This window comes from Streptomyces sp. NBC_01275 (assembly GCF_026340655.1).
Taxonomy (GTDB): Bacteria; Actinomycetota; Actinomycetes; order Streptomycetales; family Streptomycetaceae; genus Streptomyces.
This window is the reverse complement of the sequence record NZ_JAPEOZ010000001.1, coordinates 6604424-6622820: the sequence shown is the minus strand read 5'-3', so window position 1 is coordinate 6622820 and position 18397 is coordinate 6604424. Positions and strand designations below refer to the sequence as shown.

At 72.5% G+C, this 18397-nt stretch carries 15 protein-coding genes; 9 read left to right on the top strand and 6 right to left on the bottom strand.

Annotated features, from left to right (window positions below; translation table 11 throughout):
- Positions 1–13: 13 nt before the first annotated feature.
- Positions 14–1414 carry a cell wall metabolism sensor histidine kinase WalK gene (locus OG562_RS29490; RefSeq protein WP_266403138.1) on the bottom strand — a complete coding sequence of 467 codons (1401 nt, stop codon included), beginning with the start codon at positions 1412–1414 and terminating at the stop codon, positions 14–16.
- Positions 1411–2169 (bottom strand): response regulator transcription factor, encoded by a 759-nt coding sequence (locus OG562_RS29485; RefSeq protein WP_266403136.1) that lies wholly within the window; start codon positions 2167–2169, stop codon positions 1411–1413. Before OG562_RS29485 ends, OG562_RS29490 begins: the two co-directional genes overlap by 4 nt.
- A 136-nt stretch (positions 2170–2305) precedes the next feature.
- Here OG562_RS29485 and OG562_RS29480 point away from each other — a divergent pair, with 136 nt between their 5' ends.
- A complete protein-coding gene (locus tag OG562_RS29480; protein ID WP_266403133.1) occupies positions 2306–2902 on the top strand; it encodes a PepSY domain-containing protein in 597 nt (198 codons plus the stop codon).
- Positions 2903–2909: 7 nt separating this feature from the next.
- Here the strand turns inward: OG562_RS29480 and OG562_RS29475 are convergent, their stop codons facing one another.
- The 3 genes from OG562_RS29475 to OG562_RS29465 form a co-directional block, all read right to left on the bottom strand.
- Positions 2910–4112: an MFS transporter gene (locus tag OG562_RS29475; protein ID WP_266403130.1), complete on the bottom strand. Its 1203-nt coding sequence runs from the start codon at positions 4110–4112 to the stop codon at positions 2910–2912.
- Positions 4113–4253: 141 nt separating this feature from the next.
- Positions 4254–5210 (bottom strand): methylmalonyl Co-A mutase-associated GTPase MeaB, encoded by a 957-nt coding sequence (gene meaB / locus OG562_RS29470; RefSeq protein WP_266403127.1) that lies wholly within the window; start codon positions 5208–5210, stop codon positions 4254–4256.
- Between the two features lie 81 nt (positions 5211–5291).
- Positions 5292–6503 (bottom strand): acetyl-CoA C-acetyltransferase, encoded by a 1212-nt coding sequence (locus tag OG562_RS29465; protein ID WP_266403124.1) that lies wholly within the window; start codon positions 6501–6503, stop codon positions 5292–5294.
- Positions 6504–6653: 150 nt separating this feature from the next.
- On the opposite strand from OG562_RS29465, the gene mce reads away from it, so the two are divergent.
- The 7 genes from mce (at position 6654) to OG562_RS29430 (ending at position 16709) form a co-directional block, all read left to right on the top strand.
- Positions 6654–7094, top strand: a complete 441-nt coding sequence (mce, locus tag OG562_RS29460) for a methylmalonyl-CoA epimerase (protein WP_073499834.1) — start codon at positions 6654–6656, stop codon at positions 7092–7094.
- A 232-nt stretch (positions 7095–7326) separates the two neighbouring features.
- Positions 7327–11208 carry a polarized growth protein Scy gene (gene scy, locus OG562_RS29455; RefSeq protein ID WP_266403120.1) on the top strand — a complete coding sequence of 1294 codons (3882 nt, stop codon included), beginning with the start codon at positions 7327–7329 and terminating at the stop codon, positions 11206–11208.
- Between the two features lie 183 nt (positions 11209–11391).
- Positions 11392–12330, top strand: a complete 939-nt coding sequence (locus tag OG562_RS29450) for a cellulose-binding protein (protein ID WP_266403117.1) — start codon at positions 11392–11394, stop codon at positions 12328–12330.
- Between the two features lie 85 nt (positions 12331–12415).
- Positions 12416–13375 (top strand): ABC transporter ATP-binding protein, encoded by a 960-nt coding sequence (locus tag OG562_RS29445; protein WP_266403115.1) that lies wholly within the window; start codon positions 12416–12418, stop codon positions 13373–13375.
- A gap of 2 nt (positions 13376–13377) precedes the next feature.
- On the top strand, positions 13378–14148 hold the full coding sequence (locus tag OG562_RS29440) for an ABC transporter permease (protein ID WP_266403113.1): 771 nt from the start codon (positions 13378–13380) through the stop codon (positions 14146–14148).
- A gap of 216 nt (positions 14149–14364) precedes the next feature.
- On the top strand, positions 14365–15852 hold the full coding sequence (locus tag OG562_RS29435; protein WP_266403111.1) for an ABC transporter ATP-binding protein: 1488 nt from the start codon (positions 14365–14367) through the stop codon (positions 15850–15852).
- Complete coding sequence (locus OG562_RS29430) at positions 15849–16709, top strand: ABC transporter permease subunit (RefSeq protein ID WP_266403110.1); 861 nt, start codon at positions 15849–15851, stop codon at positions 16707–16709. The genes OG562_RS29435 and OG562_RS29430 overlap by 4 nt, the downstream gene beginning before the upstream one ends.
- Before the next feature lie 22 nt (positions 16710–16731).
- On the opposite strand, the gene OG562_RS29425 is transcribed toward OG562_RS29430, so the two are convergent.
- Positions 16732–17064, bottom strand: coding sequence for an ATP/GTP-binding protein (locus OG562_RS29425; protein ID WP_266403108.1), 333 nt, complete (start codon positions 17062–17064; stop codon positions 16732–16734).
- Positions 17065–17287: 223 nt separating this feature from the next.
- Here OG562_RS29425 and OG562_RS29420 point away from each other — a divergent pair, with 223 nt between their 5' ends.
- Entirely contained in the window at positions 17288–18316 is a 1029-nt protein-coding gene (locus OG562_RS29420) for an LLM class flavin-dependent oxidoreductase (protein ID WP_266403106.1), read from the top strand.
- The last annotated feature ends 81 nt before the right edge of the window (positions 18317–18397 follow it).

Below are 18397 nucleotides of genomic sequence, written 5' to 3'. Positions count from 1 at the left end.
GCCGCACAGCGCGTCAGTGAACCGGCAGGCGGAGCTCGAACAGGGCTCCGCCTGCCGGCGTCCGGCGCAGGGTGAGCGTGCCGCCGTGCCGGACGGTCACGTCCCGGGCGATGGCCAGGCCCAGCCCCGCCCCGCCGTCGTCCCGGCTGCGCGCGTCGTCGAGCCGTACGAACCGTTCGAAGACGCGCTCCCGGTCCGCCTCGGGCACCCCGTCCCCGTCGTCGGCGACCTCGACGACGGCCCACTCGCCCTCCCGCCGCACGGTCACGGCGACCGCCGACCGGGCGTGCCGCTGCGCGTTGTCCAGCAGGTTGGCCAGCACCCGCCCCAACTGCCCCCGCGATCCGGCCACTTCCACGACCGCCCCGGCCCCCGCGGTCTCCCCGGCCTCCACCTCCACCGCGGCCTCCACGACCACCGTCACGTCCGGCCGCCCGGCCGCCGCGGCCCGCGCCAGCGCCGTCAGCTCGACCGTCCCGTCCGCGGGCCGCTCCCCCGCGTCGAGCCGCGCGAGCAGCAGCAGATCGGCGGCGAGGTTCTGCAGCCGTACGGTGTCCTCGACCGCGCCCGCCACATCCAGCAGCTCGGGATGGGCAGCGCCCACCTCGAGCTGGGTGCGCAGCGAGGCGATCGGGCTGCGCAGCTCGTGGGAGGCGTCGGCGACGAAACGGCGCTGGCGCTCCACCGAGGTCTCCAGCGCGGCCAGCGTCTCGTTGGTCGTCCGGGCCAGGCGGGCGACCTCGTCATGGGCGTCCGGCTCGGGCACGCGGCGGGCGAGGTCGGCGGAGGCGGTGATCGCGGCCATCTCACGCCGGATCCCCTCGACCGGGCGCAGCGCGCGCCGGGTGACCAGCCAGGTCACGCCCGCGACGACGGCGAGCAGCAGCGGGAAGCCGACCAGCAGCACGGTGAGGGCGGTGCGTACGGCGCTCTGCTCGGCGGCCAGCGGCGCGCCGGCCTGGACGGTGAGCGGGCCCTTCTCCGGGGAGCGCACCTGGACGGCGGCGAAGCGGTAGTCGGCCGTGTCGCCGTCGACGGTCGCAAAACCGTCGGCGAAGTCGGTCTCGTCGCCGATCTCGCCGGGGTCGAGGTCCTCGCCGGAGTCCTCGTCCGCCCCCGACACGCCGATCCGCTCCAGTTCCTCGCTCGCCGCGACCCGCGAGCCCCGCGCGTCGAGGATCTGGACCGGCCGGTCGTCGTCGTCCATGGCGGAGAGGTCCTCGTACGGGGCGCCGACGGCGACCTGGGCGGCGACGGCCCGTGCGGAGCGCTCCGCCTGGCCGCCGGCCTGGCCGGTGAGGTTGGAGCGCAGGGACAGCAGCACGGCCGTCCCGGCGGCGAGGAGGGCCACGGCGACGACGAGGGTGGCGCCGAGCGTCGCCCGGGCCCGTACCGACCCGAACCGGCGCCTCATCGCGCCGCCTCCGGCGTCTGCGGCCTCTCCGGCGGCTGCGGTCGCTCCAGCCGGTACCCGGCGCCGCGGACCGTCCGGATGAGGGCCGCGTCCAGCTTGCGGCGCAGGGCGCTGACGTAGACCTCGACGATGTTGGGGTCGCCGTCGTAGGCGAAGTCCCAGACGTGGTCGAGGATCTCGGCCTTGGACACCACCTCCCCGGCCCGCCCGACCAGCTGCTCCAGGACGGCGAACTCCTTGGCGGTGAGCGCCACTTCGTCGTCCCGCAGGAACACCCGGCGGGCCGCGGTGTCCACCTTCAGCTCCCCGAGGACGTGCACGGGCGAGGCCCCGGCCCCCTGCCCGCGCCGGCGCAGCAGCGCCTTGATCCGGGCGACGAGGACGACGTAGGAGAACGGCTTGGTGAGGTAGTCGTCCGCGCCCGTGTCCAGGCCCTCCGCCTCGTCGTACTCGCCGTCCTTGGCGGTGAGCATCAGGATCGGCACGTCGTTGCCGGCGGCGCGCAGGGCCGAGCAGACCCGGTAGCCGTTCATGCCGGGCAGCATGATGTCGAGGACGAGCAGGTCGTACGGCGACTCGCTCGCCCGGTGCAGTCCCTCCAGGCCGTCATGGACGACGTCCACGGCGTAGCCCTGGGCGATGAGGCCCTTGGCCAGGGACACGGCGAGTCGTTTCTCGTCCTCGATGATCAGGATTCTGAAGGGGCGGCGCGGAGCGCCTCGAGCAGGGTGGTGGCGGGCGACGGGCGGGCGCATGCGCCCAGGGTCGCAAACCGAAGCTGAAGTGATCTTCAGGTGGCTTCAGCCTGCCTTCAGCTCCGCTCCGGCAGCTTGGTTCCCGTCGAGAGCGAACCGACGCAACGAAGCACCATCCGACTCGGGAGGAACCCCCATGAAGCGCAAGCTCGTCATCGCCGCCGTCGCCGCGTCCGTCGTGATCGGCGGAGGCGCGGCGGTCGCCTTCGCGGACGACGAGACGCACAGCGGTACGGCGGCCGCAGGCGCCCAGGTCGTCTCGAAGAACGCGTCGGACGGTGCCGGGAGGGTCCAGGTCAGCTCCGCCCGGACGACCGCCGCCGAGGCCGTCGCGGCCGCGCTGAAGCACACGCCGGGCACCGCCGTCGGCGCCGACCGGGAGGACGACGGCGCCGACGCGGGCGCCTGGCAGGTGGACGTCGTCCGGGCCGGCGGCACGGAGTACACCGTCGTCGTCTCGTCGGCCACCGGCGAGGTCCTCGGCGCGCACCGCGACGGCGACGCCGACGACGACGGCGACGGCGACGGCCGCGAGGACCTGGCCGCGCTGAAGGGCGCGAGCGTCGACGCCCGCGAGGCCGCGCTGGCCGTCGCGGGCAAGGGCACGGTGACCGACGTGGATCTGGACGACGACGACCACGCCGCCACAGTCTGGAGCGTGGACACCGCCCAGGGCGTCCAGTGGACAGTCGACGCGCGCACGGGCAAGGTCACGCAGGACCTCGACGACTGACGGGCTGTCAGGCGAGGGGCACGAGTTCGCTCGTGCCCCTTCGGGCGCTTCTGGTGACCGCCGCCGCCGTGACCAGCACCGCCGCTCCCGTCAGCGCGAAGCACAGCCCGACCGGCAGTCGCCCGGCCAGCGCGCCCGCGGCCGCCGTGCCGGCCGTACTGCCCGCGTTGACGGCCGTGTTGACCCAGGCCCCGGCCCGCACCCGGGCCTCGGGCGCGGCGGTCTCGTCGGCGATGAGGTAGGCGGTGGTGATCGTCGGCGACACGAAGAACCCGACGACCGCGACGGCGACGGCGAGCGTGCCGAGGCCCGGCGCCAAGGCCGCGCCGCACAGTGCCAGTCCGAGGGCCGCCGTCAGCGGGGGCAGCCGCGTCCCGGCCTGCGCCCGCCAGGCGACGGCCCCGTTGAGCAGCCCGCCGACGGCGCTGCCCGCCGACAGGGCGGCCAGCACCCAGGCCACGCTCGCACCGCCGTGTCCGTGCCCCTCGGCGAAGGCCACGACCAGCAGATCCACCACGCCGATCGCGAGCCCGACGCCCGCGACGGCGGTCATGGGCCGCCCGAGCCCCCGCAGGCCGCCCCCGTCGCGCCGCCGCACCGCGCGCTTCCCCGGCGGCACCGCGCGCACCGCCGGCGAGGACACGAAGGCGGCCGTGCCGACGGCCATCAGGGCGGCGCCCAGGACGATCCCGGCGGCGGGCGGAGCGAACCCGACGAGGACGCCGACCAGCAACGGCCCCGAGACGAACAGGAGTTCCTCGGCGACGCCGTCGAGGCTGTAGGCGCGCTGGAGCAGCGCCCGGTCCGGGGCGAGGCGTCCCCACACGGCCCGCATGGTCGGCCCCAGCGGCGGAACGCAGGCCCCGGCGGCCGCGCCGAGGGCGCCGAGGACCGGGGACGGGACGGCGTCCGGGCGGGCGACCGCGCCGGTCAGCAGGCCGAGCACCGCGAGATAGGCGACGGCCGTCGGGACGAGCGCCCGGCGCGGCCCGTACCGGTCGACGAGGGCCGCCCGCGCGGGCGACAGGAAGACGGCGGTGGCGCCGAACAGCGCCATCACCGCGCCCGCGACCGCGTACGAGCCCGAGGCCCGGGTCGCGGCGAGCATCAAGGACAGCGGGACGATCCCGTACGACAGCCTGCCGGTCAGGGCGGCGGCGAAGGTACGGCGGGCATGCGGAACGCGCAGGACATGCGCATACGAATACATGGAGGTTCCTCGAAGGAGGCGTGAGCGGGGACACCTGAGAGCCACCTGGCCTGTGGTGGGGCGGTGGCTCGGGGTGCGCGCTACGCCAAGGAGAGGAACATGTCGGTCAACTTACCAGCGGAGGACGGGAGTCGACGAGTGTCAGCTCTCCGTCAGTCCCGCCACCAGCTCGTCCGCCGCCCGGTAGGGGTCCAGCCGGCCCGCGACGATCTTCTCCGCGAGCGTGCTCAGACGGCGGTCGCCGTGCAGGTCGCCGATGCGTTCGCGCAGGGCGGTGACGGCGATGGTCTCCACCTCGTGGGCGGCCCGGGAGCGGCGGCGCTCGGTGAGGACGCCGTGCTCCTCCATCCACGCGCGGTGCTTCTCCAGCGCCTCGACGAGTTCGTCGACGCCCTCGGCGCGGGCGGCGACCGTCTTCACGATCGGCGGTCGCCAGTCGCCGGGGCGGCGGGACTCGCCGAGGCCGAGCATGTGGTTGAGCTCGCGGGCGGTGGCGTCGGCGCCGTCCCGGTCGGCCTTGTTGACGACGTACACATCGCCGATCTCCAGGATTCCGGCCTTGGCCGCCTGGATGCCGTCGCCCATGCCGGGGGCCAGGAGGACGACGGAGGTGTCCGCCTGGGAGGCGATCTCGACCTCCGACTGGCCGACGCCGACCGTCTCGACCAGGATCACGTCGCAGCCCGCCGCGTCCAGCACGCGGATCGCCTGCGGGGCCGCCCAGGCGAGGCCGCCGAGGTGGCCGCGGGTGGCCATGGAGCGGATGTAGACGCCGGGGTCGGAGGCGTGGTCGGACATCCGGACGCGGTCACCGAGCAGGGCGCCGCCGGAGAACGGCGAGGACGGGTCGACGGCCAGGACGCCGACCCGCCTGCCCTGCTTGCGGTAGGCGGTGACCAGCGCCGAGGTGGACGTCGACTTGCCGACGCCCGGGGAGCCGGTGAGGCCGACGACGTAGGCGTTGCCCGTGAGCGGGGCCAGGGCCGCCATGATCTCCCTGAGCTGCGGGGACGCCCCCTCGACCAGGGAGATCAACCGGGCCACGGCACGCGGCCGGCCTTCCCTGGCCTGGGCGACCAGCGAGGAGACGTCCTGCATCACAGCTCCCTTCCTCACGACCTGCGTACCACCTGGTACGTGCTACGAACCAAGTACGTGCTACGAACCGAGTACGACGGTTCAGGCCTTCGGCACCCGCACGATCAGCGCGTCGCCCTGGCCGCCGCCGCCGCACAGCGCGGCCGCGCCGACCCCGCCGCCGCGGCGCTTGAGCTCCAGGGCCAGGTGCAGCACGAGGCGGGCGCCGGACATGCCGATCGGGTGGCCGAGGGCGATCGCGCCGCCGTTCACGTTCACCTTTTCCGTGGACACGCCCAGGTCCTTCATTGACTGGACCGCCACGGCGGCGAAGGCCTCGTTGATCTCGACGAGGTCGAGGTCGGAGACCGCCAGGCCCTCCTTCTTCAGGGCGTGCAGGATGGCGTTGGAGGGCTGGGACTGCAGGGAGTTGTCCGGCCCGGCCACATTGCCGTGGGCGCCGATCTCGGCGAGCCACTCCAGGCCGAGCTCCTGCGCCTTGGCCTTGCTCATCACGACCACGGCCGCCGCGCCGTCGGAGATCTGCGAGGCCGAGCCCGCGGTGATCGTGCCGTCCCGGGTGAAGGCCGGGCGCAGCTTGCCCAGCGACTCGGCCGTCGTCTCGGCCCGGATGCCCTCGTCCTTGCTGAAGACGACCGGCTCGCCCTTGCGCTGCGGGATCTCCACCGGGGTGATCTCGGCCTCGAAGAGGCCGTTCTTCTGGGCGGCGGCGGCCCGCTGGTGGGACAGGGCGGCGATCTCGTCCTGCTCGGGGCGCAGGATGCCCAGGCGCGTGTTGTGCTTCTCCGTGGACTCGCCCATGGCGATGTTCTCGAAGGCGTCGGTCAGACCGTCGTAGGCCATGGCGTCGAGCATCTCGATCGCGCCGTACTTGAAGCCCTCGCGGGACTTGGGCAGCAGGTGGGGGGCGTTGGTCATGGACTCCTGGCCGCCCGCGACGATCACGTCGAACTCGCCGGCGCGGATCAGCTGGTCGGCCAGCGCGATCGCGTCGAGGCCGGAGAGGCACACCTTGTTGACGGTGAGCGCCGGGACGTTCATCGGGATGCCGGCCTTGACCGCGGCCTGACGGGCCGGGATCTGACCGGCGCCGGCCTGGAGCACCTGGCCCATGATCACGTACTGCACCTGGTCGCCGCCGATCCCCGCGCGGTCGAGGGCGGCCTTGATCGCGAAGCCGCCGAGGTCGGCTCCGGAGAAGGACTTCAGGGAGCCCAGCAGTCGTCCCATGGGCGTCCGCGCGCCCGCGACGATCACCGAGGTCGTGCCGTTTGAACCAGTCGATCCAGTCATGAGCTGCGATTCCCCTTACCGGCCTGCACGGGCCGAGGAGTGAACGAGGGTTTACTTGAAATGTACTGACCGGTACTTCGGGCGTCATCGGGCCGTCGGTGTGATCGCGCGCACGTTGCGTAACCACCTCCGTCGCGCTGCACTGGCAGCATGCTGACGCGAATCGACCACATCGGGATCGCCTGCCACGACCTCGACGCCACCGTCGAGTTCTACCGGGCCACGTACGGCTTCGAGGTGTTCCACTCCGAGGTCAACGAGGAGCAGGGCGTACGCGAGGCCATGCTCAAGATCAACGATACGTCCGACGGCGGGGCCTCGTACCTGCAGCTTCTGGAGCCGACCCGGGAGGACTCGGCCGTGGGCAAGTGGCTGGCGAAGAACGGCGAGGGCGTCCACCACATCGCTTTCGGTACGGCGGATGTGGACGGCGACGCCGCGGACATCCGCGACAAGGGCGTACGCGTTCTGTACGAAGAGCCTCGACGCGGCTCCATGGGGTCACGAATCACCTTCCTGCACCCGAAGGATTGCCACGGAGTACTGACAGAACTGGTCACATCGGCCCCTGTTGAGTCACCTGAGCACTGACCCTCGTACATATGGGCCGGTAGGGTTGGGGTCGGTCGCCGCTCCAGCCAGGGCGACCAGGTCCTGCCTTGGACGGCGGGATCCAGCCGGGGTCCGGGTTTCGGGGGACGAGCGTCGGGGCAGCAGCCCGTGCTCCGCCGTTGATCTGACACCATTCCCCGGGGGCCCCGTTCGGCGGATGGACGGAGCTCGTTTCGGAAAGCTTGCGACCAGGGACGGATGGGACCGCGCAGTGCGGGGCTATGAGAGCCAGGAGCGGGAGCCGGCGGCTGACGTCGACCACCTGACTCGGTTCGAAGCCGAGATGAAGCGGCTGAAGACCGAGCGGGAAAAGGCGATTCAGCACGCCGAGGACCTCGGCTACCAGGTCGAGGTGCTGCGCGCCAAGTTGCACGAGGCGCGGCGCACCATCATGTCCCGGCCCGCCTTCGACGGCGGCGACCTCGGGTACCAGGCGGACCAGTTGCTGCGCAACGCGCAGATGCAGGCCGACCAGCTGCGGCAGGACGCCGAGCGGGAGCTGAGCCAGGCCCGCGCGCAGACGCAGCGCATCCTCCAGGAGCACGCCGAACAGGCGGCCCGGCTCCAGGCGGAGCTGCACCAGGAGGCGGTCACCCGCCGCCAGCAGCTGGACCAGGAACTGGCGGAGCGCCGGCAGAACGTCGAGTCGCACGTCAACGAGAACGTGGCGTGGGCCGAGCAGCTGCGCGCCCGCACCGAGGCGCAGGCCCGCCGGCTGCTCGACGAGTCGCGGGCCGAGGCCGAGCAGTCCCTGACGGCCGCGCGCGCCGAGGCCGAACGGGTGGCAGCGGAGGCCCGCCAGCGGTTGCAGGCCGACGCCGAGCAGACCCGCGCGGAGGCCGAGCAGCTCCTGCTGCGCGCCCGCACGGACGCCGAGCGTCTGCTGAACGCCGCCTCCACGCAGGCCCAGGAGGCCACCGACCACGCGGAGCAGCTGCGCAACTCCACCTTCTCCGAGTCCGACTCGGCCCGTCGCCAGGCCGGTGAGCTGAGCCGCGCCGCCGAACAGCGCATGTCCGAGGCCGAGGAGGCGCTGCGCAAGGCGCAGGCCGAGGCCGAGAAGCTCGTCACCGAGGCCAGGTCGACCGCCGAGAAGGCGCTCACCAGCGCCGAGTCGGCCAACGAGCAGCGCACCCGGACGGCGAAGGAGCAGGTCGCCCGGCTGGTCAGCGAGGCCACCAAGGAGGCCGAGACCACCAAGGCGGACGCCGAGCAGGTCGTCGCCGACGCCCGCGCCGAGGCCGAGAAGATCGTCGCGGAGGCCTCCGAGAAGGCCCGCACGCTCACCGCCGAGGAGAGCGCGACCCAGCTGTCGAAGGCGGCCAAGACGGCCGAGGACGTCCTCATCAAGGCGCAGGAGGACGCGCAGAACACCACCAAGGCGGCCGCCGAGGAGGCCGAGCGGATCCGCCGCGAGGCGGAGACCGAGGCGGACCGGCTGCGCGCCGAGGCGCACGACATCGCCGAGCAGCTCAAGGGCTCGGCGAAGGACGACACCAAGGAGTACCGCGCCAAGACCGTCGAGCTCCAGGAGGAGGCCCGCCGGCTGCGCGGCGACGCCGAGCAGCTGCGCGCCGACGCGGTCGCCGAGGGCGAGAAGATCCGCGCGGAGGCCCGCAAGGAGGCCGTCCAGCAGATCGAGGAGGCGGCCAGGACCGCCGAGGAGCTGCTGTCCAAGGCCCGGGCCGACGCGGACGAGCTGCGGCAGAAGGCCACGACGGACAGCGAGAAGGTCCGCACCGAGGCCATCGAGCGCGCCACCTCGCTGCGCCGGCAGGCCGAGGAGACCCTGGAGCGCACCCGCAAGGAGGCCGAGCGCCAGCGCGACGAGGCCGTCGAGCAGGCCGACGGCATCCGCGACGACGCCGAGCGGGCCGCGCACGAGCTGCGCGAGGAGACCGAGCGGGCCGTAGAGGCGCGCCGCGTCGAGGCCGCCGCGGAGCTGACCCGGCTGCACACGGAGGCCGAGGAGCGTCTCGCCGCCGCCGAGCAGGCGCTCACCGACGCCCGGGACGAGGCCGCGCGGATCCGCCGCGAGGCCGCCGAGGAGACCGACCGGCTGCGCGGCGAGGCCGCCGAGCGGATCCGTACGCTTCAGCAGCAGGCCGAGTCCGAGGCCGAGCGGCTGCGGGACGAGGCCGCCGCCGACGCGTCCGCCTCCCGCGCCGAGGGCGAGTCCATCGCCGTACGGCTGCGTTCGGAGGCCGTCGCCGAGGCCGAGCGGCTGCGCACGGAGGCCCAGGACACCGCCGACCGGGTGCGCGGGGAGGCGCAGGCCGCCGCCGAGCGGCTGGCCGTCGAGGCGTCCGAGACGCTGGCCGCCGCCCAGGAGGAGGCGACCCGGCGTCGCCGCGAGGCCGAGGAACTCCTCGGCTCCGCCCGCCAGGAGGCCGACCAGGAGCGCGGGCGGGCCCGCGAGCAGAGCGAGGAGCTGCTGGCCTCGGCGCGCAAGCGCGTGGAGGAGGCGCAGACCGAGGGCGTCCGGCTGGTCGAGGAGGCCGACCGGCGCGCCAACGAGATGGTCTCCGCGGCCGAGAGCCACGCCCAGCAGGTGCGGGACTCCGTGGCCGGGCTGCACGAGCAGGCCCAGGACGACATCGTCGGGCTGCGCTCCGCCGCCGAGCACGCGGCGGAACGGCTGCGGCGCGAGGCCGGCGAGGAGGCGGACCGGCTGCGCGCCGACGCCTACGCCGAGCGGGAGCGGGCCGCCGAGGACGCGAACCGGGTCCGGCGCGAGGCGAGCGAGGCGTCGGACGCCGCGCAGGCACTGGCCGAGCGGACCGTCGGCGACGCGATCGCGGAGGCGGAGCGGCTGCGCTCGGAGGCGTCGGCGCACGCCCAGCGGGTGCGCACGGAGGCCTCGGACACCATCGCGCAGGCCGACCAGGACGCCTCGCGCACCCGGGCGGACGCCCGGGACGACGCCAACCGCATCCGGTCGGACGCGGCGACGCAGGCCGACACCCTCATCACCGAGGCGCGAGGCGAGGCGGAGCGGCTCCAGACGGAGACCATCGCCGAGGCCGAGCGGCTGCAGTCCGACACGATCGCGGAGGCCGACCGGGTACGGGCCGAGTCGATCGCGAAGGCGGAGAAGCTGATCGCGGACGCCACCGGCGACGCGGAGCGGCTGCGCGCCGAGGCCGCCGAGACGGTCGGCTCCGCGCAGGCGCACGCCGACCGGGTCCGCACCGAGGCCGAGCGCGTCCGGCGGGAGGCTGCGGCGGAGGCCGACCGCATGCTGAGCGTGGCCCGCGACGAGGCCGACTCGACGCTGGACGGGGCCCGCAAGGAGGCCAACAAGCGGCGCTCCGAGGCGGCCGAGCAGGTCGACACGCTCATCACGGAGACCGCCGCCGAGGCGGACAAGCTCCTCACCGAGGCCCAGCAGCAGGCGCAGCAGACCACCGCGGACGCGGAGGCGCAGGCCGACTCGATGGTCGGCGCGGCCCGCAGCGAGGCCGACCGGCTGGTGTCCGAGGCGACGGTCGAGGGCAACGGGCGGGTGGAGAAGGCCCGTACGGACGCGGACGAGCTGCTCGTCGGCGCGCGCCGGGACGCCACCGCCATAAGGGAGCGGGCCGAGGAGCTGCGCGACCGCATCACCAACGAGATCGAGGAGCTGCACGAGCGGGCCCGCCGCGAGGCCGCCGAGACGATGAAGTCGACCGGCGACCGCTGCGACGCGCTCATCAAGGCCTCCGAGGAGCAGCTCACCAAGGCGCAGGCGAAGGCGCGCGAGCTGGTCTCGGACGCCAACTCCGAGGCGGGCAAGGTCCGCATCGCCGCCGTGAAGAAGGCCGAGGGGCTCCTCAAGGAGGCCGAGCAGAAGAAGGCGACGCTCGTACGGGAGGCCGAGGAGCTCAAGGCCGAGGCGATCCGCGAGGCCCGACGCACGGTCGAGGAGGGCAAGCGCGAGCTGGAGGTGCTGGTCCGCCGCCGCGAGGACATCAACGCCGAGATCTCACGTGTCCAGGACGTGCTGGAGGCGTTGGAATCCTTCGAGGCCCCGTCCGGGAACAAGGACGGGGGCGTCAGAGCCGGTGCGACGATCGGAGCACCACGTTCGGGTGGCAAGTCCCCCGAGAGCTAGCGGAATGTGAGGATTCCGTTGAAATCTGGGGACTTTAACCAAGTCTTAGGCAAGCCGTCCGGAGGTTAGCCACTCAAAAGGGGTGTCATTCTCCAGATCAAACACGTATCCGCTCTATGACACACCGCTTCGGCCCCTAGGATTCCATCTATCACCTCACCGGTCTCATTCGACAGGAACCCCATGAGCGACACTTCCCCCTACGGCTTCGAGCTTGTGCGGCGTGGGTACGACCGCGCTCAGGTGGACGAACGCATCTCGAAGCTCGTCTCCGACCGTGACAGCGCTCTGGCTCGTATCACTGCTCTGGAAAAGCGCATCGAGGAGCTCCACCTCGAAACGCAGAACGCCCAGGCACAGGTAAGCGACGCCGAGCCGTCGTACGCCGGTCTCGGCGCGCGGGTCGAGAAGATCCTCCGCCTCGCCGAGGAGGAGGCCAAGGATCTGCGCGAGGAGGCCCGTCGCGCGGCCGAGCAGCACCGCGAGCTCGCCGAGTCGGCGGCGCAGCAGGTGCGCAACGACGCAGAATCGTTCGCTGCAGAGCGCAAGTCCAAGGCCGAGGACGAGGGCGTCCGGATCGTCGAGAAGGCCAAGAGCGACGCGTCGCAGCTGCGCCAGGAGGCGCAGAAGGACGCGCAGTCGAAGCGTGAGGAGGCCGACGCCCTCTTCGAGGAGACCCGCGCCAAGGCCGCGCAGGCCGCCGCCGACTTCGAGACCAACCTGGCCAAGCGCCGGGAGCAGTCGGAGCGCGACCTGGCGTCCCGTCAGCAGAAGGCGGAGAAGCGTCTCGCGGAGATCGAGCACCGCGCGGAGCAGCTGCGGCTGGAGGCGGAGAAGCTGCGCACCGACGCCGAGCGCCGTGCCCGCCAGACCGTCGAGACGGCGCAGCGCCAGTCCGAGGACATCGTGGCCGACGCCAACGCCAAGGCGGACCGGATCCGTTCGGAATCGGAGCGCGAGCTGGCGGCTCTCACCAACCGCCGCGACTCGATCAACGCTCAGCTGACGAACGTCCGCGAGATGCTCGCCACGCTCACGGGCGCCGCGGTGGCCGCGGCCGGCGCGCCGGCCGTGGACGACGAGCCGATCTCCCGCGGAGTCCCGGCGCAGCAGTCCCGGTAACCTCCCGCGGTACAGCGGCTGAACAGCTGCGGAGCCCTCTGCCACTCCGGTGGCAGGGGGCTTCGTCGCGCTTTAGCGTGGCCGCATGATCGAGCTCGAGGGCCTGACGAAACGGTACGGCGAGAAGCTGGCGGTCGACGACCTCACCTTCACCGTCAGACCCGGCATCGTCACGGGCTTCCTCGGCCCGAACGGCGCGGGCAAGTCCACCACCATGCGGATGCTGCTCGGCCTGGACCGGCCCACCGCCGGGGACGTACGGATCGACGGCAAGCACTACGACCGGCTCAAGAACCCCCTGAAGTACATCGGCGCCCTGCTGGACGCCAAGGCCATGCACGGCGGGCGCAGCGCCTTCAACCATCTGCTCTGTCTCGCGCAGAGCAACGGCATCCCCAGAAGCCGGGTGCACGAGGTGCTCGACACCGTCGGGCTCACCGCGGTGGCGAGGAAGAAGGCCAAGGGGTTCTCGCTGGGCATGGGGCAGCGGCTGGGCATCGCGGGCGCGCTGCTGGGCGACCCGCGGATCCTGATGTTCGACGAGCCGGTCAACGGCCTCGACCCCGAGGGCATCCACTGGATCCGCAACCTGATGAAGTCGCTGGCCGCCCAGGGCCGGACGGTGTTCGTCTCCTCCCACCTGATGAGCGAGATGGCGCTGACCGCCGACCATCTGGTCGTCATCGGCCAGGGCCGGCTGCTCGCCGACACCTCCATGGCCGACTTCATCACCCAGAACTCACGGTCGTACGTCCGGATCCGCAGCCCTCAGCGGGAGCGGCTGCTCGATGTGCTGCACGAGGCCGGGATCACGGTCGTGGAGACCGGCAGCGGGGTGCTGGAGGTCGACGGGAGCAAGCCCGAGCACATCGGGGAGCTGGCCGCCCGGCACCAGCTCGTGCTGCATGAGCTGAGTCCGCAGCAGGCCTCCCTGGAGGAGGCGTTCATGCAGCTCACCGCGGAGTCGGTGGAATACCACGCGCACAGCGAGACGCCCGCGGAACTGCGAAGGCAGCCGTGGGGCGACGACTGGACGAGGAGCTGATCATGGCGGCGACCCAGGTCGTGCGGTCCGAGTGGACCAAGATCCGGTCGGTGGCGTCCACGGTGTGGACGCTCTCCCTCGCCGTGTTCGTGACCGTCGCCCTCGGCATGCTGATCTCGGCGCTTTCGAGGAACGAGTTCGACAAGATGAGCCGGAACGACCGGCTCTCCTTCGACCCGACGTTCATCAGCTTCGCCGGGATGAGCCTCGGCCAGCTCGCGATGATCGTGTTCGGGGTGCTGGTCGTGTCCAACGAGTACAGCACCGGCATGATCCGCACCTCGCTGGCCGCCGTGCCGCAGCGCGGGACCTTCCTGTTCAGCAAGATCGCGGTGGCCGCCGGGCTCTGTCTGGTCGTCGGGCTCGCCACCAGCTTCGTCGCGTTCTTCCTGGGGCAGGCGATGCTCGGCTCGCACCGGGCGGAGATCGGCGACCCCGGCGTGCTGCGCGCGGTCATCGGCGGCGGGATCTACATGACCCTCATCGCCGTGTTCTCCATGGGCGTCGCGGTGATGCTGCGCTCGCCGATGCTGTCGCTGGGCATCCTGATGCCGTTCTTCTTCCTGATCTCCAACATCCTCGGCAACGTCTCCGCGACGAAGAAGATCGGCCGGTATCTGCCCGACCAGGCCGGCAGCAAGATCATGCAGGTGGTCACACCGGTCGACGACGACACCCCCTACGGGCCCTGGGGCGGCCTGGCGATCATGGCGGTGTGGGTGGCGGTCGCCCTCGTCGGCGGCTACACGCTGCTGAAGAGGCGGGACGCGTGAGGCGGCTCCGGCTCCGGCTCCGGCTTCCGCTGCGGCTCGGCTTCCGCTCCCCCTGCGGCTCTCGCTCCGCGCCGCGTAACGCTTGGGCTTCGATCCGTGGGCTTCTCCCTTCGCTCTTTGCTTTCATTTGAGCGGAACCGTCAGCGCCTCGCTATCCTCCTAACCCTTACGGGGGCGTGTGCCCTGCTGTCCTGAACCTTTCGATGGGTGCGGAGCATGATCGAGGCTGTCGGCCTGACCAAGCGGTACGGCGACAAGACCGCTGTGTACAACCTTTCCTTCCAGGTGCGGCCCGGCGCCGTGACCGGGTTCCTCGGACCCAACGGGTCGGGCAAGTCCACGACCATGCGGATGATCCTCGGCCTGGACAACCCGACCGCCGGGACGGTGACGATCGGCGGCTACCCGTACCGCAAACTGCCCAACGCGCCCCGCCAGGTCGGCGCCCTGCTGGACGCCAAGGCCGTGCACGGCGGCCGGCACGCCCGCAACCACCTGCTCTGTCTGGCCCAGCTGTCCGGCATCCCGGCCCGCCGGGTCGACGAGGTGCTCGGCGTGGTCGGGCTGCAGGATGTGGCGAGAAAACGCTCCAAGGGTTTCTCCCTGGGCATGGGGCAGCGGCTCGGCATCGCCGCCGCGCTGCTCGGCGACCCCCAGGTGCTGCTCTTCGACGAGCCGGTCAACGGCCTCGACCCGGAGGGCATCCTGTGGGTGCGCAACCTGATGAAGGCGCTCGCCGCGGAGGGCCGTACCGTCTTCGTCTCCTCGCACCTCATGAGCGAGATGGCGCTGACCGCGGACCACCTGATCGTCATCGGACGCGGACAGCTGCTCGCCGACATGAGCGTCACCGACTTCATCTCGGCCAACTCCGCCGACTTCGCGCGCGTGCGCACCCCGCACACCGAGCCGCAGCTGCGCGAGAAGCTCGCCTCCGCGCTCACCGAGGCGGGCGGTCACGTCCTGCCCGAGGTGGACGGCGCGCTGCGCGTCACGGGGCTCGCCCTCCCCCGCATCAGCGACATCGCCCACGACAGCGACGTACGGCTGTGGGAGCTGTCGCCGCATCAGGCGTCGCTGGAGGAGGCGTACATGCGGATGACGCAGAACGCCGTCGACTACCGGTCGACCATCGACCAGAAGGCCGGCCTCCAGCAGCCCCTGCCGCCCGGCGCCCAACCGCCCATGCCGGTACCGGGCCAGGGCCAGCCCGGCTGGTACGCCCCGCCGCCCCCACAGGGCTACGCGCCCCCGCACCCCGCCCAGACCCCTCCCGCGGCCTCCTACGGCGCGTACGGCGCCCCGGGCGCCCCCGCCCCCACCCCGACCCCGAACGGCCCCAACCCGTACGCCCAGGCCCCGGGACAGGCCTTCGGCCAGGCGTCGGCGCAGGCCCCGGCTCCGGCGCAGGCACCCGTCCAGGCCCCGGGCACCGCCCCCGGCACCGCTCCGGCGCAGCCGGCCGGCAGTCCGGCGGCAGCCGCGGTCGCCGCGCCCGCGAGCCAGGCGCCGGCAGCGAGCCCGGCCGTACCGGCCTCGGCGCCGGCGGTCCCGCCCTCGGCTCCGGCCGCAGCTCCCGCCGCACCGGCCGCCGCGCCCGCCTCCCTCACCAAGGCTCCCGGCGCGCCCGCGCAGGCGCCCTCCGCCGCCGTGCAGGCTCCCGTCGCCGACGACGACCCGACCAAGACCGAGGACGCCCGATGAGCACCCCGCAGTACCCGTCGCCGCAGGCCGCGCCCGTCTGGCAGGGGGCGCCCGGTCCCGCCTACACCTCGCCGATCCCGATCGTGCGCACGCACCTCGGGCATGCCGTCGCCTCGGAGTGGACGAAGATCCGGTCGGTGCGCTCGACGATCTGGACGCTGGGCGTGTTCGTCGTGCTCGTCGTCGGCATCGGGCTGCTGGCCGCCCTGGTCGTCGCCTCGAACTCCTCGGAGAGCGACCTGCGGGGCGAGAACGCGCTGTCGTTCGGCTTCTTCGGGCTGCTCCTGGGCAGCATGTGCGTCATCACGCTCGGCGTGCTGACCACGGCCTCGGAGTACGGCACCGGCATGATCCGGACCACGATGGTGGCGTGCCCCTCGCGCGGCCGGGTCCTCGTGGCGAAGGGGATCGTGTTCTTCACGGTCGCCTTCGTGGTGACGCTCGCGTCGTCGGCGTTCGTCGCCATGGTGGACGTGGGCCTGCTGAGCGACGCCAAGAAGCCCTCCGGCGGTGAGTGGCTGAAGGCCACCTTCGGCGTGTCCCTCTACATCGCGCTGCTCGGGCTGCTCTCGCTCGCGGTCGGCTCGGTGATCCGGCACTCGGCCGGCGCGATCACCATCATGATCGGCCTCATGCTGGCCCCGCTGGTCATCGCGATCTTCATGTTCTCGTCCTCGCTGGAGGATCTGCGCCAGGCCCTGTTCGAGTACTCCATCCCGAACCAGCTCAGCGTCTTCTACTCGACCTCGCTCAGCGACAGCGGCCCGTCCGGCTGGGACCCGCTGTGGATCGCGCTGGGCGTGACGGCCGTGGTGTTCGGCGGCGCTTTCGCCCTGCTGGAGAAGCGGGACGTGTGATCCCCCTCCAGAACCTGCCGTCCTAGAACCTCGGCGCGTTACGGGACCGCTGCACCCCGGGGGTGCGGCGGTCCCGTGCGTTCCAGCAGGCCTTGTGCCAGTGGCGGCGCTCGTCGACGCCCGAGTGCTCGGGCCAGACGACGACATGCGGCACCCCGTCGGGGATCATCTGGTCGCAGCCGGGACAGCGGTACGTCTTGCCCTGCGCACTCGCCCCGGCCACATGCCGCACGCTCCACTCCTCGCCGTGCCAGCTCTCCGAGGACTGCCAGCCGCCGTAACGGCTCGAGCGGTCGTCCTCGGCACTCTGGCCGGACGAGCCCTCACCCTTGGGACGGTTGCGACGCGGGGACACAGGACACCTCACGGGGCTATACAGGAAGCATGGTTCGTGTTCCAGCCTACGCGGCGCGAACGGGGGTAGAGGTGGGGAGCAGATCCCCACAAGTCGCCCTCCCGGACACCTGATTCTGCAGACAATCCGCAAATCTCTTCGCCAGGCCGTGTCCTCGGCACGTGTCAGACGGTTATGCCCGGTGGGGGAGCTCCGAGTCGGGGCCAAGGAAGCAGGAAAGTCCATGCGCGTTGGAAGTTTCGTGTTGGGAGCCCAGTTCCCGGGACAGGGCCAGGGGGAGGCGCTGCACCGCGCGGTCCGCTCCGCCGAGGTCGCCGAGGAGGCGGGTCTCGACTCGGTCTGGCTGGCCGAGCACCACTTCGTGCCGTACGGCACATGCCCGTCCGCCGTGACGCTGGCCGCGTTGCTGCTGGGCCGGACCCGGCGCATCCGGGTCGGCACGGCGGTCAGCGTACTGCCCACCGTCCATCCGGTCGCCCTCGGCGAACAGGCCGCGCTGCTGCACCTGACGAGCGGCGGCCGCTTCTCGCTGGGCGTGGGGCGCGGCGGCCCGTGGGTCGACCTGGAGGTGTTCGGCTCGGGCCTGGAGGCGTACGAGCAGGCGTTCCCGGAATCACTCGATCTGCTGGTGCGCTGGCTGCGCGAACCCTCGGTGGGGGCCGACGGGGACCGTTTCCGCTTCCGTGAAGTCACCGTCGTACCACGCCCGTCGGAAGCTCTGACGGACGCCGGGGGTCCGGAGGTCGTCGTCGCGTGCACCTCGCCGGCGAGCGTGCGGCTGGCCGCCGAGCGCGGGCTGCCGATGCTGCTCGGGATGCACGTCGGAGACGAGGAGAAGGCCGAGATGGTCGCCCTGTGGCGCACGTACGCGCACGCGGCCGGAAGGTCCGGGGACGAGATCCGCGGCGCGGCCCATGTCTCCGCGGGCGTCTGCCAGATCGCGGACCGGCGCACGGACGCGGCGGAGACGCTCGTGAAGGCGATGCCGGGCTGGCTGAAGCAGGGGCTCGACGCCCATGTGACGGTGGACGGTCGCGCCCGCTCCATGCGGGACCCGGTGGCGTACACCGAACTGCTCTGCGGGCTGCACCCGGTGGGCACCCCGCGGCTGTGCGTCGACCGCCTCGCCGCGACCAGCGAACGGACCGGGATCTCGCGCTTCGCGCTGCTCGTCGAGGGCTCCGGCGACCTGGCGGCCACCGAGGAGAACGTACGGCGGCTGGGCTCGGAGGTGCTCCCCCACCTCCGGTGAACAGCCCAGCCGACCGTGAAGCTTGCCGCTCCCGTACTGATGAACCCTCCCGCGTCAGGAGCGGCAAGCAGCAGGCTCACG